The following is a 15908-nucleotide window of genomic DNA, read 5'->3' on the forward strand; positions in this document are numbered from 1 at the left end:
TCCTGCGATCGAAGAAGGAGAATCGCCATGTCCCGCCATCTGTTCCTCGGCCTGCTGTGCTGCCTGCCGCTGGCCGCCCAGGCCGCCGACTGCCCGCCGCTGCTGGCGCAGCAGGGGCACCTGCAGAAGCTGCGCTCGAAGGTCGACCTCGACCTGTGCGGGCTCTACGCCGGCAAGCCGTTGCTGGTGGTCAACACAGCCAGCCACTGCGGCTTTACCCCGCAGTTCAAGGGCCTGGAGGCGATCTACCAGCGCTACAAGGGCCAGGGCCTGGAAGTGCTGGGCGTGCCCTCGGACGATTTCAAGCAGGAAGCCGACGACGCCGCCGAGACCGCCCAGGTCTGCTACGGCAACTACGGCGTGACCTTCAACATGACCCAGGTGCAGCCGGTGCGCGGCGACGACGCCATCCCGCTGTTCCGCGAGCTGGCGCGCCAGGCCGACCAGGCGCCGCGCTGGAACTTCTACAAATACGTGGTGGACCGCCAGGGCAAGGTGGTGGCGCAGTTCCCCAGCCTGACCAAGCCGGATGATCCGGCCTTGCAGGCGGCCATCGAGAAGGCCATCGCCAGCCAGCCGTGAAGATGGAAGAGCTGGGGGATGTTTGGTTCAGCTTGTGGGTGGCAAGCTTGGCTCCGCGCCCTCACCCCAGCCCCTCTCCCGGAGGGAGAGGGGGTCGTTCAGAGTTAGCCGGTGAATCCAATCGCGGACGGAGTACGCCCAACGGATTTCCGATGGGGTTGAGGCGGAGGTTGGGGCTCTGCAAAGAGAGCCCTCTCCCCAGCCCTCTCCCTGAAGGGAGAGGGGGCTTGTCCGTGCCGAGAGAAAGCATGGTTTCAGCCGGAAGCTTTCGGCGTTGCCGGCTGACTCACGAATACCCAAGCACTCCGAACGGTCCCCTCTCCCTTCAGGGAGAGGGTTAGGGAGAGGGAGCGGAGTCGATTCAAAACACCGCAGCTGCCGGGAAACGCCATTCGCGAGCAAGCTCGCTCCTACGAAGAGCACGCCCGCTCTTGCTCTGGTTTTTTGGACTTCCAGAGAAACGTCCAAGCGCACCGGAACGCCCCTTCAGGAGGCCGAGCGAAACCGGCGCTCAGGAGGTCATGCGACATGGATGTCGCTAGAGCCCCGATCAGCACAGGGACGTGCTGTCGGGGCGGGCCTCCGTGGCGGGGGAGTTCGTGAGGGTAGCCCGGCTTCATCGGGCCCGTATGTCGGGGCAAGCCTTCTTGGTTACTTCTTTGGCGTTTGAAAGAAGTGACTCGCCCGAGGGGGCGAAACAAGAGACATCCGAACACTCGGAGCGGCGCGCTACACCAAGCCCTAAAGCCATTGGGTCACGCGTTGGGGATCGGAGTGCAGGGCCAGAACAGCAAACGAAGCCCCCTATGAAAAATGCCGTTTCTCCCATGGGAAGAAACGGCATTCTTCAAGGGAACAGCATCAGGGCATCTGCCCGGCTTCTCCCCGTGCGCTCGCGCCTATCAGAAGCGATAGGTGACTTGCGCGGTCAGGCCGTGGGCGCTGTTGTCGTACTTGGCGCTATAGGCCGGTTGTACGTTCAGGCCGAGGACGCTCGGGCCGTCGGGCTGGTTCACGCCTGCGGTGTTTTCCCACAGGTAGGCGTAGGCCATGTCGACGGTCAGGTCGGCGTTCGGCGACCAGCCGGCGCCCAGGGTGAAGATCTTGCGATCGCCCACCGGGATGCGCACGTTGCGGTCGGCGTTGCTGGTCGGCGACGGATCGTAGGCGAAGCCGGTGCGCAGCACCCATTCCGGGGTCAGCTGGTAGGAGGTGCCGACGGCCACGGACCAGGTGTCCTGCCAGTTCAGCTCTTCGCCGATGGTGTTGAACTGGGCGACCGGGGCGCCCTGGTTGCGCACGCTGATTTCCTTCAGGCGGCTCCAGCGGGTCCAGGTGGTGCCGCCGTAGACGGTCCACTTGTCGTCCAGCTTCTGGGTGATGGACATGTCCACCGACTCGGGCAGGGTGATGTCCAGCTTGGCGTCCATGCGCGAGTCGAACAGGCCCAGCGGCGAGCCGGACACGGTGGTGTGGCCGCCCAGGTGGTAGTCGACCTTGGAGTGGTAGGTCAGGCCCAGGCTGGTGCTGTCGGTCGGGGTGACCAGCACGCCGACGTTGTAGCCGATGGCGGTGTCGTCGCCCTTGATGCTGATCTTGGTGTCGTTGGCGGCGCCGGCCAGGCCGGCAGTGGCCAGGTAGTTCTCCAGCTTGCCGTCGATGCGGTTGAAGGTGGGGCCGAAGCCGACCGACACGACATCGTTGAACTTGTAGGCGATGGTCGGCTGGACGGTGATCACCTGGACCTTGCTGTAGGAGCCGTGGGCACGGCCCTGGAAGCCGCTTTCGTAGTCGTTGATGATGCCGTAGGGCACGTAGATGCCCAGGCCGAAGGTGAAGTCTTCATTGATCGGCGTGGAGAAGTAGCCGAACGGAACGGCGGCCAGGGGAACCGAGTCGCCCTTGTTGGTACCGGTGCCGCCACCGTGGGCCTGGCTGATGTCGTCCTTGGCGTCGACGATGGCCAGGCCGCCGCTGACTTCGGTGCGCTTGAGCTTGGACAGGCCGGCCGGGTTACCGTAGATGGTGCTGGCGTCGAGTGCCGAGGAAGCGCGGCCCGCGTAGGCGGTGCCGGCGCCGCTGGCGCTCTGTTCGTTGATCGCGATGCCGTTGGCCAGGGCCTGGGCAGAGGCAGCGCTGATGGTCAGAGCGAGGGGTGGTTTTGAGCCATGTTGTTTTCATTGTAAGAGCAACTCCTGTGGTCAACGGCGCGCAAGCTACCAAGATTCCCAGGCCTTTGGTAGTACCCCAAAGGGGCTCTACGTCGGGCTTTTGCGCGCAAAGGGCCGCCGTTGGGCGAGCCTTTAGCTTCGTTAATGTATGTAAATGAAAGCTGACTGATCGGTCATTGATCGAGGTCAGGCCGCGAGCAGCGGATCGCCGATGTATGCCTGCCAGGCGTCGAGGAAATCACGCAGGTGGCCATGGGGCCGGAACACCCGGCGCCAGACCCTGGCCTGGCCGAGGTGGTCGGTGGGGGCGGGCAGTGGCAGGCGCTGGGCCTCCACCAGCATCCAGGCGATGGCGGTGCTGTAGCGCAGGTTCACGGTCAGTTCCAGGTGCGGGGCGTCGAGGAAGGCGTGCTGGCTGGCCAGGCCGCGCACGCGGCTGGCGAGGTTCGGGTCCAGGGCCAGGTAGCGATCCCAGAGCTGTTGGTGGCGGTATTCGTCGATGCGGAACAGGCCGTGTCCGTGGCCGTTGTCCAGGCTGCTGCCAAGCGCCGATTGACAGGCCGCCGCTCCCAGCAACAGCGCCTCGGCCTCCCCGCTGTGACGTTCCAGGTACAGCAGGGTGGGCCGGATGACGTGCTGTCGCAGGTCGCAGGCGGCGATTCCCATGGTCTTGTCCCTCAATGAACGGCGGGGCTGGGCGTCTTGGCAGCTTCTGATGTTCTCCTGGGCCCCGCCGTAAGCGGACTTAGCCGCTCGATTTGAAGTGTAGTGCGACAAATCCGCTGTAAAGGACTGTTTTTAAATTGTTTTGACTTTCTGCAGCGCAGGCATATTCCTCGATGTGATTAACCGGGAATGGGTTACCGCGTCGGGAAAGGAGCCCCGGGCCGCGCCAGATGCGGCCTGGGGCGGGGCGTCAGGCGCCGGTGGCCACCGGGTGCCGCGGGTCGGTGATCCATTCGCTCCAGGAGCCGGCGTAGAGGCGGCCCAGGGGGTAGCCGGCCAGGCTCAGGGCGAACAGGTTGTGGCAGGCGGTGACGCCGGAGCCGCAGTAGGCCACCAGCTCCTGGGCCGGGCGGCCGCGCAGCAGGTGGGCGAAGCGCTGGTGCAGCTGCGCCGGCGGCAGGAAGCGGCCGTCGCTGCCGAGGTTGTCGGTGAAGGCCGCGCACTGGGCGCCGGGGATGTGGCCTGCGACCGGGTCGATGGGCTCCACCTCGCCGCGGAAGCGCGGCTCGGCGCGGGCGTCGATCAGCGGTAGCTGCGGGTCGGCGAGCAGCGCCGAGAGTTCGCCGGCGTCGATCAGCAGGCCGTTGTCCGGCTCGCCGTGGAACGCGCCCCGGGGCACCGCCGGCTCGGCGGTGGTCAGCGGCAGGCCGGCGGCGCGCCAGGCGTTCATGCCGCCGTCGAGCAGGTACACGCCGTCGCGCTTGCCCAGCCACAGCAGCAGCCACCAGGCGCGGGCGGCGAAGGCGCCGGGGCCGTCGTCGTAGAGCACCACCTCGTCGCTGTTGTCCAGGCCCCAGGCGCGCAGGCGCTGGATCAGCGCATCGGCGTCGGGCAGCGGGTGGCGGCCGGTCACGCCCTTGACCACCGGCGCGGAGAGGTCGCGCTCGAGGTCGGCGTACTGGGCGCCGGGGATGTGGTTCTCGGCGAACACGCGGGCGCCGTAGCCCGGGTCGTCCAGGGCGAAGCGGCAGTCGAGGATCAGCAGGCCGGGTTCGTCCAGGCGGGCTGCCAGTTGTTGCGGGCTGAGCAGGCGGGCGAGTGACATCGTGCGGGTTCCTGTGTCGTGACGGTTTCCTCGCGCATCATAAGGCTTGTGCAATGGAAAACGCCGGTCTGCGGCGGCTTTCTTCGATCCGATGGAGTTTTCGCCCATGTCCAGTCTGCAACCGGCGACCCAGGCGGCCTCGCGGGCGCGCGTCTGCGCCATCGCCCTGGCGACCGGCCTGATCACCCTCTACTACAGCCTGCTGGTGCTGTCCCTGGCCGCCATCGGCCGCCTGCGCCGCGAGCGCGTGGACCGCTACACCCGCCAGTGGTCCGGCCTGCTGCTGCGCCTGGTGCGCATGCGCCTGAGCGTGCACGGGGCCATGCCGGACTTCGGCGACGGGCGGCGCTACATGATCCTCTGCAACCATTCCAGCCACTACGACATCCCGGCCAGCTTCGCCGCGCTGCCCGGTTCGATCCGCATGCTGGCCAAGCGCGAGCTGTACCGCATCCCGGTGCTCGGCCGGGCCATGCGCGCCGCCGAGTTCCCTTCCATCGACCGGCACAACGGCCAGCGCGCCCGCGACGACCTGCAGCGTGCGCGGCAAATGATGGAGAGCGGCATCGTGCTGTGGGCGGCGCCGGAGGGCACCCGCTCGGACGACGGGCGCCTGCTGCCGTTCAAGAAGGGCTGCTTCCGCCTGGCGCTGGACACCGACGCGGTGATCGTCCCGGTGGCCATCCGCGGCATCCACCGGGTGCTGCCGGCGCGCACCTTCGACCTCAACCTGGGTCAGCCGGTGGACCTGCTGGTGGGCCGCCCGGTGGATGCCGCGGCCTTCCGCGGGCAGGGCCTGGAAGCCCTGATGGGCGAAGTCCGCGGGCGCATGCAGGAACTGCTGGAGCCGGGCGCCGCGAAGTGCGCCGAAGCGGCCCGCGAGGAGCCGCTGGCGCTGGGCTGAGGCGCCTCAGCGGAGCTTCAGGCGGCCGATGCGGTCGTTTTCCAGACTGCCGAAGTACAGGTAGTCGCCCACCGGCTTGGCCGAGGTGATCATGCGCAGGTGCTGGCCGCTGGTGTCGTGCAGGCTGCGCACTATCTGGCCGTTCCCGTCCAGGGCGATGACCAGCCCGTAGGGCACCGGCTTGGGCAGCAGCGCCCGCGGCAGCTTGGTCAGCTGGCGCTTGAGCCAGGGCTGGCCGAGGATGAAGTCGGCGTCGGCCTTGCGCGGCGTCGGCAGGGCCACCCAGAAGGTGCCCTTGCGGTCGCCCTGGAGGTTGTCCGGCAGCCCCGGCAGGTTGTCGATGAAGATGTCCTGCTGCCCGGCCTTCGGGCCCTTCAGCCAGTAGCGGGCGATGCGGTAGCGGTAGGTCTCGTTGACCAGCACGAAGTCCTCGTTGGCCGACAGCGCCACGCCGTTGGCGAAGTACAGGTCCTTGAGCAGCACCTCAGCCTTGCCGGTCGCCGGGTCGTAGCGCAGCAGGCGGCCGTGGGGGCGGGTCTCCAGGTAGTCGAGGATGTAGTCGGGCTGGCGGAAGCGGTTGGAGGCGTCGCTGAAGTAGATGCGCCCGTCGCTGGCGATGTCCAGGTCGTCGGTGAAGGCGAAGGGCACGCCGTCGGCCTCGGTGGCCAGCACGCTGACCTGGCCCCGGGGGTCGATCTTCAGCAGGCCCTTCCAGGCGTCGGCGACGATCAGGTTGCCCTGGGCGTCGAAATCCATGCCCAGCGGGCGGCCGCCGGTCTCGGCGAAGGTGCTGACCTGGCCGTTGTCCAGGCGCACCACGCGGCCGTCGTCCAGGCCGGCGTAGAGGCGGCCCTGGGCGTCCACCGCGGTGTCTTCCGGGCCCTTCACCTGGCCCAGGCCGAGCAGCTCGGCCTTCATCAGGGTGTCGTTGGGCTCCAGCACGCCGGTCATCGGCGGCGCCGGCGGCGGGTTCCAGGCCACGGGGTCGATGGGGCTGGGGGTGATGGCGAGGTAGACCGCGGCGGCAGCGATCAGCAATACCAGCAGGGTTGCGAGTTTCTTCATCATGAAGGCTTCTTGTCGGGGATCCTGGGGCGGGAAAGATAAGCCTTCGTCCGCATCTGTACAGCCTTGTAGGCAAAAGCGGAATGCTCGTACATCATCCGGCCCGATATAATGCGCCCTACGTGAAGCAAGGAGATGTTCGTGAGCGCCCTCGATATCCGGTGGATCCGCGACGATGCCAGCCTGGCGCAGCAATGCCGGGACTGGAAACAACGGCCGTACCTGGCACTCGATACCGAGTTCATGCGCGTCGATACCTTTTACCCCGGAGCCGGCCTGGTGCAGGTCGGCGACGGCGAGCGGGCGTGGCTGATCGACCCGCTGCTGATCCGCGACTGGACGCCCTTCGCCGAGGTGCTGGAGGCGCCCTCGGTGGTCAAGGTGTTCCATGCCTGCGGCGAGGACCTGGAAGTCTTCCAGCGCCTGACCGGCAGCCTGCCGCAGCCGCTGTTCGACACCCAACTGGCCGCCGCCTACCTGGGCATGGCGCATTCCATGGGCTACTCCAAACTGGTGCTGGAGATGCTCGGCCTGGACCTGCCCAAGGACGAGACGCGCTCGGACTGGCTGCAGCGCCCGCTGACCGAGATGCAGGTGCGCTATGCCGCCGAGGACGTGCAGCACCTGGCCGAGGTCTACGTGAAGCTGGCGCCGCGCCTGCCCGAGCACAAGCTGGCCTGGCTGCTGGCCGATGGCGCCGACCTGGTCGCCAACCAGACCCGCGTCAGCGACCCGCGCGAGGCCTGGCGCGACGTCAAGCTGGCCTGGAAGCTGGCCCCGCAGCAGCTCGCGGTGCTGCGCGAGGTCTGCGCCTGGCGCGAGGAGCAGGCGCGCCTGCGCAACCAGCCGCGCAACCGCATCCTGCGCGAGCAGACGCTGTGGCCGCTGGCGCGCCTGCAGCCGAAGGACAAGCAGGCACTGGCGCGCATCGACGAGATGCACCCGCGCACCGTGCGCCAGGATGGCGACACCCTGCTGGCGCTGCTCGCCCATGCCGCCGCGCTGCCCGCCGAGCAATGGCCCGAGCCGCTGCCCGAGCCGCTGCCGCGCGAGGTGACGCCGCTGCTCAAGCGGCTGCGCGAGGTCGGCCAGCGCGAGGCCGAGCGCCAGGGCATGGCCCCGGAGCTGATGCTGCGCAAGAAGATTCTCGAGGCGCTGCTCAAGAGCGGCTACCCCGACGGCCCCTACCGCCTGCCCGATTCCCTGCAGGGCTGGCGCCGTGAACTGATGGGCCAGGCCCTGCTGGATTGCCTGGCCACCCCGGAGAGCCCATGAAACGCATCTGCTCCATCTACAAGAGCCCGCGCAAGAACGAGATGTACCTGTACGTCGACAAGCGCGAGGCCCTGAGCCGCGTGCCCGAGGCCCTGCTGGCGGCGTTCGGCGCGCCGCAGCACGCCTTCGACCTGGTGCTCAGCCCCGAGCGCAAGCTGGCCCGCGAAGATATCCACAAGGTGCTGGAGAACATCGAGAAGCAGGGCTTCCACCTGCAGATGCCGCCGGCGGAGGAGGAGTACATCGAGCACCTGCCCGAAGAGCTGCTGCGGATGAATGATCCTCTTTGAGGCGTCGAAAAGCCGACGCCTACGCGAATTGGTGCGAAATTGCTGTGCAAGTTGTGGGTGCAAGAGCATTATTGCGTCAGAAAATGCCTGGTTAAGCGGAACGCCTAGGCTTCCAGCCGGTCTACAGGCCCTCCGTTCAACTCGCACAGAATCGCCGCTGCACGCAGGGACGATAACGACAATGCCAACCAACGTGCCTCCGCCTTGCCCCACGGGTGCGATTTAAACCATGCGCCTGCTCATCCTCGATCGCGAACATACCCTCTACGCCGCGCTGACCATGGCTGCCGAGCCCAGCCTCAGCGTGGTATCCGGCGACAAACCCGACAACCTCGTCGAGGCCGCCGCCGAATGCCCGGTGTGGCTGGGCGAGCCCGACCTGGTGGCGCAACTGCTGCGCAAGGGCGTGCACCCCGTCTGGGTGCAGTCCACCTGGGCCGGCATCACCCCGCTGCTGGCCGACGACCTGCCCAAGGACTACGCCCTGAGCCGCGCGGTGGGCATCTTCGGCCAGGTGATGAGCGAATACCTGCTGACCTACATGCTGGCCCACGAGCGCCAGTTCCTCGGGCGCCTGGCCAGCCAGGTGGGCAGCCAGTGGGACGACCGCGCGCCCGGCAGCCTGCGTGGCCGCCACGTGCTGCTGGTGGGCACCGGCGAGATCGGCCTGGCCGTGGCGCACATGCTGGCCGCCTTCGGCGTCGAGCTGACCGGCGTGGCGCGCACCCCGCGGCCGCTGCAGCCGTTCCAGCGGGTGGGCTCGCTGGCCGAGCTGCCGCGCCTGGTGGAGACCGCCGACTACGTGGTCAACCTGCTGCCCGACACCCCGGACACCCAGGACATCTTCGACCTGGCGCTGTTCCAGCGGATGAAGCCCTCGACGCTGTTCATCAACGCCGGGCGCGGTGTCGCGGTGGTCGATGCCGACCTGATCAGCGCCCTGGAAAGCAACCGCCTGGCCGGCGCCGTCATCGACGTCTGCCGCCAGGAGCCGCTGCCGCCGCAGCACCCGTTCTGGAGTGCGCCGCGGCTGCTGCTCACCGGCCACACGGCCGCGCCGACGCTGCCGGGGCCGATGGTGGAGCTGTTCCGCGAGAACCTGTCGCGCTTCTGGGCCGGGCAGCCCATGCGCGGCGAAGTGGACTTCACCCGCGGCTACTGACGTCGGGCGCCCCGCGCGGGGCGCCCTGTCCCTCACAGGCTGAAATCGCCCTCGGCGGCCAACTGCTCCAGCGGCCGGCGCGGGCTGGGCGTTTCGCGCGCCTGCAGGCTTTCCGGGAGGATCGCCTTGTCGCCGAGCTTGCCGATGGCGATGGCAGCGTGGATCTCGTGGTCGTCCGGCACCTTCAGCTCGACGCGGGTGGCCTCGCGGTCGAAGCCGGCCATGCCGTGGCTGTGCCAGCCGGCCAGGCTCGTCTGCAGGGCCAGGAAGCCCCAGGCAGCGCCGGTGTCGAAGGTGTGCCAGAGCGCCGGTTTCTCTTCGCTGGAGCCGGGCGGGGCGAAGGTGGTCTTGGACAGCACTATCACCAGCGCCGCGGCGTTCTGCGCCCAGCCGCGGTTGAATTCGCCCAGCAGGTCCAGGTAGCGCTGCCAGTTCGGCGTGTCGCGGCGCGCGTAGAGGAAGCGCCAGGGCTGCGAGTTGAACGAGGAGGGCGCCCAGCGCGCGGCTTCGAGGAAGCCCAGCAGGGTTTCCTCGGGGATGCTCTCGCCGCTGAAGGCGCGGGGCGACCAGCGATTGATGAACTGCGGGTCGATGGGGTAGTCGGCAACGCGGGGATTGGCGCTCATGGCGGCTCCTGCTGGAAAAGGGGATGGTGCCGTGGACGGCTGGGCATCGCGGATCGTGAGTGAAGCGAACGGCCCGTTCGGGCCTGACGGTGGAGGAAAGCTACCCAGCCGCGCGGCCCCTGGCAAGCGCTCCGGTGGTCACCTGCGCTTGGCCGGCGCGGCGCCTGGGCATAGACTTGGCGCCCCGTGAAAAGCCCCACCTAGAAAAACGATGGCCGCCAAAGTCGAACCCTTCTGGAAACGCAAGACCCTCGAGCAACTCGATCAGCAGGAGTGGGAGTCGCTGTGCGACGGCTGCGGCCTGTGCTGCCTGCAGAAACTCGAGGACGAGGACGACGGCACCGTCTACTACACGCGCATCGCCTGCAAGCTGCTGGACCTGAAGACCTGTCGCTGCACCGACTACGCCAACCGCCGCGCCAGCGTGCCCGACTGCATCCAGCTCACCCCGGCCCAGGCCGACGAGTTCCGCTGGCTGCCGCCGACCTGCGGCTACCGCCTGGTGGCCGAGGGCAAGGACCTGCCGCTGTGGCACCACCTGGTCTGCGGCGACCCCGACGCGGTGCACCACGAGCGCATCTCGCAGTCCGGGCGGATGCTCAGCGAGACCGCGGTGGCCGAGGACGACTGGGAAGAGCACCTGATCTTCCGGGCGGGGTGATATCGCCTGGGAGAATCGCGGACGGAGTCCGCTCCTACGCCGCCCCACCCACGTCATTCCCCTGTGGGAGCGGACTCCGTCCGCGATCGACCCGGCGCAGGCCGTAGGGCGCATAACCGTTCGCGGTTATCCGCCGCTGGCCGCAACGCCGGTGCCCGCGAGTGGTGGCGGATAACGCCGTAGGCGTTATGCGCCCTACGGTTATGGCTCGGTCGTAGCGCCGTAGGGCGAATAACCGTTCGCGGTTATCCGCCGCTGGCCGCAACGCCGGTGCCCGCGAATGACGGCGGATAACGCCGTAGGCGTTATGCGCCCTACGGTTATGGCTCGGTCGTAGCGCCGTAGGGCGGATAACCGTTCGCGGTTATCCGCCGATGGCTGGAACACCGATGCCCGCGGATGACGGCGGATAACGCCCTAGGCGTTATGCGCCCTACGGTTATGACAGGCCCAGCACCTTGAACACGAAGGCGTATTCCAGGGCCACGTCCTTGAGTCCCTGGTAGCGCCCGCTCATGCCGCCGTGGCCGGCGCCCAGGTCGGTCTTGAGCAGCAGCAGGTTGTCGTCGGTCTTGCTGGCGCGCAGCTTGGCCACCCACTTGGCCGCTTCCCAGTACTGCACGCGGCTGTCGTTGTAGCCGGCCACCACCAGCAGCGCCGGGTAGTCCTGGGCGCAGACGTTCTCGTAGGGCGCGTAGGCACGGATGCGCTCGTAGACCTCGTGCTCCTGCGGGTTGCCCCACTCGTCGTACTCGGTGACGGTCAGCGGCAGGTCCGGGTCGAGCATGGTGTTGAGCACGTCGACGAAGGGCACCTCGGCGATGCAGGCGGCGAACTGCTGCGGGCGCTGGTTGAGCACCGCGCCCATCAGCAGGCCGCCGGCGCTGCCGCCGCTGATCACGGTCTGCGCCGGAGTGCTGTAGCCCTCGGCGCAGAGGTGCTCGGCGCAGGCGATGAAGTCGCTGAAGCTGTTCTGCTTGTGCGCCAGCTTGCCGGCGCGGTACCAGGCCTCGCCCAGCTCGCCGCCGCCGCGCACGTGGGCGATGGCGAAGACGAAGCCGCGCTCCAGCAGGCTCAGGCGGGCGTGGGAGAACCAGGGATCGAGGCTCGCCCCATAGGCGCCGTAGCCGTACAGGTACAGCGGCGCCGGGCGGCCGGCGGCGATGCCTTGCAGTACCTCGCGGCGCGCCACCAGGCTGATCGGCACCTGCACGCCATCCACGCTGCTGGCCCAGAGCCTGCGGCTCTCGTAGGCGTCGGCGTCGAAGGGGCCTTCCACCGGGGTTTCCTTGAGCACCTGCTGGGCGCCGTCGAGCAGGCCCAGCTGGCGGATCTGCGCCGGGCGGTTGAGCGCCTCGTAGCGCAGGCGGATGACCTGGCTGTGGAATTCCAGGCTGTCCTGCACATACAGGTTGTAGGCCGCGTCGGGCAGCTCCACGCGGCGCGGGGCCTGGCCCTGGGCGTGCACTTCGATGATCGGCAGGCCGCCCTCGCGCAGGCTGAGGGTGAAGGCGTCCTGGTTGAGGGTGACGTCTTCGAGCATCACGCTGTCGCGGTGGGCGATCAGTTCGCGCCAGTGCTCGCGGTCGGGCTGCGCTTCGCTGGCGCTGTAGAGGGCGAAGTTGATGCCGCTCTGGTTGCTGCGGATGAACCAGGTCCATTGCTGGCCGAGCAGGCCATGGTCGACGTGGTATTCGTGCTCTTCCTGGCGCGGCGCCAGGCAGCGGAAGTCGCCGCGCGGCTGTTCGGCGTCGAGCACCCAGGCCTCGCTGGTGGTCTTGCTGCCCAGCAGCAGCACCAGCTGGCGCTCGGAGCTGGCGCGGTAGCAGTGCAGGAAGAAGCGCCCGTCGGGCTCCTCGAACACCAGTTCGGCGCCGGGCTCGCCCAGGGTGTGGCGGTACAGCTTGTGCGGGCGGTGGGTTTCGTCCAGCTCGCCGAAGAACAGGGTGCGGCTGTCATTGGCCCAGGTCATGCTGCCGTCGCAGTCGTCGAAGGGCAGTTCTTCCACGGCGCCGCTGGCCAGGTCCTTGACGTACAGGCGGTAGATCTCGTCGCCGCTGGTGTCCAGGCTGTAGGCCAGGCGCGAATGGTCGGGGCTGATGCTGAAGGCGCCGAGGGAGAGGAAGCCGCCGGCGGCCAGTTCGTTGGGGTCGAGCAGCAACTGCTCGGCGCTTTCGTCCACGACCAGAGAGTCGCCGGACGGGCGCGGGCAGCGGTAGTGGCGCGGGTACTCGTCGCCGGCGGTGGTGCGCTGGTAATACAGCCACGGGCCCCAGGGCGAGGGCAGCGACAGGTCGGTCTCGCGGATGCGGCCCTTGATCTCCTGGAACAGCTGCTCGCGCAGTTCGGCCTGCCCGGCCAGCTCGGTTTCGAGGTAGGCGTTCTCCGCCTTGAGGTAGTCGAGCACTTCGGCGCTGTCGCGCTGCTGCAGCCAGGCGTAGGGATCGGCGGCGGCTTCGCGGCGGGCGATGGGGGGCTGGCGGTGGGTCATGGCGGCTCCTTGGCGGGGCAGGGGTGACGCCCGGCTGCGCACCCGTGGGGAAAAGCGGCTATCATAAGCCCCCCTCTGCCGCCATCGCACGCACGCGCATGAACGAACACGATTATCAACTCGCCTGGGGCGTCTACCTGTTCGCCGCTTTCGGACTCTTGGTCGTCTGGTTCCTGATGACCGGCTGGATGTGGCGCTGGCTGCGCGAACCGCTGCGGGTGATCGTCCTCGTGCTGCTGTTCACGCCGACGCCGGTGGACCCGGCCAACAACGAATACGCCCCGGCCATCGCCATCACCGCCCTGGACGTGCTGTTCAAGGTGGGCAACAACGCCTGGCGCGCGGTTTCCGACCTGGCCCTGGTGCTGCTGGCGGCCTTCGTCGTGTACCTGATCTTCGTCGCCGTGCGCTGGCCCATCGAGCGCGCCGCGCGCAACCGCCGCCAGCGCGCCGAGGCGGAGAACGAGCCGACCATGCGCCAGCTCATGCAGCCGCAGCTGATGCCCGACGTGGACGACAGCCGCGCCGACGAGCGCGCCGGCAACCGCGGCATGCGCATCGAGCCGCGCCTCTGAGCGAAACCGGCGCCGCCCTTGCGCGGCGCCGGATGGGCGTTCAGCATGACGGCATTGCCGTAGCGGAACGAGCCCGAATGCAGCCCCAGACCTTCGCGCCAGGCCGGCGCCTGATTTCCCTTGCCACCTTCCAGTCCGTGCCGGGCCTGTGCCTGCCACAGGAGCGCTGACCATGTGCGAACTGCTCGGCATGAGCGCCAACGTCCCTACCGACATCGTCTTCAGCTTCACCGGCCTGATGCAGCGCGGCGGCCGCACCGGCCCGCACCGCGACGGCTGGGGCATCGCCTTCTACGAGGGGCGCGGCGTGCGCCTGTTCCAGGACCCGACCGCCAGTGTCGACTCGGAGGTGGCGCGCCTGGTGCAGCGCTACCCGATCAAGAGCGAGACGGTGATCGGCCACATCCGCCAGGCCAACGTCGGCAAGGTCTGCCTGTCCAACACCCACCCCTTCGTGCGCGAGCTGGGCGGGCGCTACTGGACCTTCGCGCACAACGGCCAGCTGGCCGACTTCGCACCGCCGCCGGGGTTGTACCGGCCGGTGGGCGACACCGACAGCGAGGCGGCCTTCTGCGACCTGCTCAACCGCGTGCGCCGGGCCTTCCCCGAGCCGGTGCCGGTGGAGGTGCTGCTGCCGACCCTGGTGTCCGCCTGCGCCGAGTACCGGCAGAAGGGCGTGTTCAACTGCCTGCTGAGCGACGGTGACTGGTTGTTCACCTTCTGCTCCAGCAAGCTCGCGTACATTACCCGCCGCGCGCCCTTCGGCCCGGCGCGGCTGAAGGACGCCGACCTGACCGTGGACTTCCAGTCCGAGACCACGCCCAACGACGTGGTCACGGTGATCGCCACCGAGCCGCTGACCGACAACGAGCACTGGTCGGTGCAGCAGAGCGGCGAATGGATGCTCTGGTGGCGCGGCGAGATTCTCGACCAGGGCCGCGTCTGAGAGGGGGACCCCCATGTTGCGCAGCTACATCCGCCTGGTGCTTTTCGCCCTCGGCCTGCTGGTCGGGGTGCAGGTGCCGGGCTTCATCAAGGACTATTCGATCCGCGTCGACGCCCACCGCCAGGAGGCGCTGCAGGCCCTGGAGGGCTACCGCAACACCGCCGGCCAGTACTTCCAGGGCGACCTCGACGCCCTGGTGGCGCACTACCGCGGCAGCCCGGACCCGGTGTTCCAGCGCGACGGCGACAACGTCGAGCGCCTGCTGCGCCGCGCCAAGCTGTTCGACAACGAATGGCAGGCCCTGCAGGGCCCCTGGTACGCCCGCGCCTGGCACCTGCTGAGCGCGCCCAACCGCGAGCTGCTGCAGGAAACCCTGGACGGCTACAGCTACCAGGTGGTGCTGGCGCCGGAAGCCATCGGCTGGGCCCTGGGCGGCGGCTTGCTGCTGGCCTGGATCGTCGAGCTGCTGATCGTTTCGGTCGGGGCCCTGGCGGGGTTGGGTGACAACCGCAATGTGGCGCGCCGGCATTGGAGTTGAACGCCGCGCGGGACGGGGAGTGCGGTCAGGCGGCGGATAACCGCGAACGGTTATTCGCCCTACGTCCATGATGGTCCTCGGGTAGGGCGAATAACGCCACGGCGTTATCCGCCGTTTCCTCAGCCCCGCGCCGCGAGGGCCCGTTGGTTGGAGGCGTAGATGTTGTCGCGCTCCAGGGCCTTGCCGCTTTCCACGGCCGCCAGCCATTGCGCCGTGCTGCCCACGGCGGCGAAGGACGACTGCAGCACCACGCTGAACACCCGGTGGATTTCCTCGGCGCTGGCCGCGCCCGCGCTGTTGGCGTAGGGCAGCGAGCCGCTGGCGTCGTCGAGGAACTCCACCTGCCAGCCCTCGTGGGCGGCCTGGCGGGCGGTGGAGTCGTCGCAGTTGTGCGTCATGTAGCCGACGATCGTCAGGGTGTCGACGCCGCGCTCGTGCAGCCAGTCGCCCAGCCCGGTGCCGCTGAGGGCGCTGGCCTTGCTCTTGTCCAGCAGCAGGTCGTGGGGGCGCCCGGCCACCTGCGGGTGCAGTTCCACGCCGTGGCTGCCGGGGGCGAAGATGGGCGCGCCGGCCGGGGCCTGGTGGCGCACCACCACCACCGGGATGCCGGCGGCGTGGGCGGCGTCCATGGCGCGCAGGACGTTCGGCAGCGAGTCGCCGACCGGCGGGTATTCGATGCGCAGGTTGCCGCTGAAGTACTCGTTCTGCACGTCGACGACGATCAGGGCGCGTTTCGGGGCGTTGCTCATGCTGGGTGTCTCCGCTGGAGTGGGGATGGGGCCATTCTGCGCAGGGGCCGGCGGTCGGCGTGAGTGGCCCGCAAGACAGCTTTCGCTAGAATCGGGCCAAAC

At 68.5% G+C, this 15908-nt stretch carries 15 protein-coding genes and 1 pseudogene; 9 read left to right on the forward strand and 7 right to left on the reverse strand.

What is annotated here, in order from left to right; genetic code table 11:
• Positions 1-27: 27 nt before the first annotated feature.
• Complete coding sequence (locus tag PKO50_RS06690) at positions 28-582, forward strand: glutathione peroxidase (RefSeq protein WP_089393648.1); 555 nt, start codon at positions 28-30, stop codon at positions 580-582.
• A 902-nt stretch (positions 583-1484) separates the two neighbouring features.
• Here PKO50_RS06690 and PKO50_RS06695 read toward each other — a convergent pair.
• From PKO50_RS06695 to PKO50_RS06705, 3 genes and pseudogenes are all read right to left on the reverse strand, one after another.
• Positions 1485-2763, reverse strand: a pseudogene (locus tag PKO50_RS06695) (outer membrane protein transport protein).
• A 176-nt stretch (positions 2764-2939) separates the two neighbouring features.
• Positions 2940-3419, reverse strand: a complete 480-nt coding sequence (locus PKO50_RS06700) for a hypothetical protein (protein WP_089393646.1) — start codon at positions 3417-3419, stop codon at positions 2940-2942.
• Positions 3420-3669: 250 nt separating this feature from the next.
• Complete coding sequence (locus PKO50_RS06705; RefSeq protein WP_109932442.1) at positions 3670-4524, reverse strand: sulfurtransferase; 855 nt, start codon at positions 4522-4524, stop codon at positions 3670-3672.
• A gap of 106 nt (positions 4525-4630) precedes the next feature.
• Between PKO50_RS06705 and PKO50_RS06710 the strand changes: the two genes are divergently transcribed.
• Positions 4631-5428, forward strand: a complete 798-nt coding sequence (locus PKO50_RS06710) for a lysophospholipid acyltransferase family protein (RefSeq protein WP_275629183.1) — start codon at positions 4631-4633, stop codon at positions 5426-5428.
• 6 nt (positions 5429-5434) lie between these two features.
• Here PKO50_RS06710 and PKO50_RS06715 read toward each other — a convergent pair whose 3' ends face one another.
• The gene (locus tag PKO50_RS06715) at positions 5435-6493 is read right to left on the reverse strand and encodes an SMP-30/gluconolactonase/LRE family protein (protein WP_275630432.1); all 1059 of its coding nucleotides are present in this window, start codon (positions 6491-6493) and stop codon (positions 5435-5437) included.
• Between the two features lie 141 nt (positions 6494-6634).
• On the opposite strand from PKO50_RS06715, the gene rnd reads away from it, so the two are divergent.
• From rnd to PKO50_RS06730, 3 genes are all read left to right on the forward strand, one after another.
• Entirely contained in the window at positions 6635-7768 is a 1134-nt protein-coding gene (gene rnd / locus PKO50_RS06720; RefSeq protein WP_275629184.1) for a ribonuclease D, read from the forward strand.
• The gene (locus PKO50_RS06725) at positions 7765-8058 is read left to right on the forward strand and encodes a YcgL domain-containing protein (protein WP_043312776.1); all 294 of its coding nucleotides are present in this window, start codon (positions 7765-7767) and stop codon (positions 8056-8058) included. Before rnd ends, PKO50_RS06725 begins: the two co-directional genes overlap by 4 nt.
• 229 nt (positions 8059-8287) lie before the next feature.
• Positions 8288-9220, forward strand: a complete 933-nt coding sequence (locus PKO50_RS06730; protein ID WP_109932438.1) for a D-2-hydroxyacid dehydrogenase — start codon at positions 8288-8290, stop codon at positions 9218-9220.
• A 32-nt stretch (positions 9221-9252) separates the two neighbouring features.
• On the opposite strand, the gene PKO50_RS06735 is transcribed toward PKO50_RS06730, so the two are convergent.
• Positions 9253-9846 (reverse strand): nitroreductase family protein, encoded by a 594-nt coding sequence (locus PKO50_RS06735; RefSeq protein WP_109932436.1) that lies wholly within the window; start codon positions 9844-9846, stop codon positions 9253-9255.
• Between the two features lie 211 nt (positions 9847-10057).
• Here PKO50_RS06735 and PKO50_RS06740 point away from each other — a divergent pair, with 211 nt between their 5' ends.
• The gene (locus PKO50_RS06740) at positions 10058-10507 is read left to right on the forward strand and encodes a YcgN family cysteine cluster protein (protein ID WP_089393640.1); all 450 of its coding nucleotides are present in this window, start codon (positions 10058-10060) and stop codon (positions 10505-10507) included.
• A gap of 439 nt (positions 10508-10946) precedes the next feature.
• On the opposite strand, the gene PKO50_RS06745 is transcribed toward PKO50_RS06740, so the two are convergent.
• Positions 10947-12998 (reverse strand): S9 family peptidase, encoded by a 2052-nt coding sequence (locus tag PKO50_RS06745; protein WP_275629185.1) that lies wholly within the window; start codon positions 12996-12998, stop codon positions 10947-10949.
• A 98-nt stretch (positions 12999-13096) separates the two neighbouring features.
• On the opposite strand from PKO50_RS06745, the gene PKO50_RS06750 reads away from it, so the two are divergent.
• From PKO50_RS06750 to PKO50_RS06760, 3 genes are all read left to right on the forward strand, one after another.
• Positions 13097-13573: an MFS transporter gene (locus PKO50_RS06750; protein WP_089393638.1), complete on the forward strand. Its 477-nt coding sequence runs from the start codon at positions 13097-13099 to the stop codon at positions 13571-13573.
• 172 nt (positions 13574-13745) lie between these two features.
• Complete coding sequence (locus PKO50_RS06755) at positions 13746-14519, forward strand: class II glutamine amidotransferase (protein WP_275629186.1); 774 nt, start codon at positions 13746-13748, stop codon at positions 14517-14519.
• 13 nt (positions 14520-14532) lie between these two features.
• Positions 14533-15057, forward strand: a complete 525-nt coding sequence (locus tag PKO50_RS06760; RefSeq protein ID WP_009623586.1) for a DUF2937 family protein — start codon at positions 14533-14535, stop codon at positions 15055-15057.
• Positions 15058-15176: 119 nt separating this feature from the next.
• Here PKO50_RS06760 and PKO50_RS06765 read toward each other — a convergent pair whose 3' ends face one another.
• Entirely contained in the window at positions 15177-15806 is a 630-nt protein-coding gene (locus PKO50_RS06765) for a cysteine hydrolase family protein (protein WP_275629187.1), read from the reverse strand.
• Positions 15807-15908 lie beyond the last annotated feature (102 nt).

The organism is Pseudomonas sp. 273 (genome assembly GCF_029201425.1).
Lineage (GTDB): Bacteria > Pseudomonadota > Gammaproteobacteria > Pseudomonadales > Pseudomonadaceae > Pseudomonas > Pseudomonas delhiensis.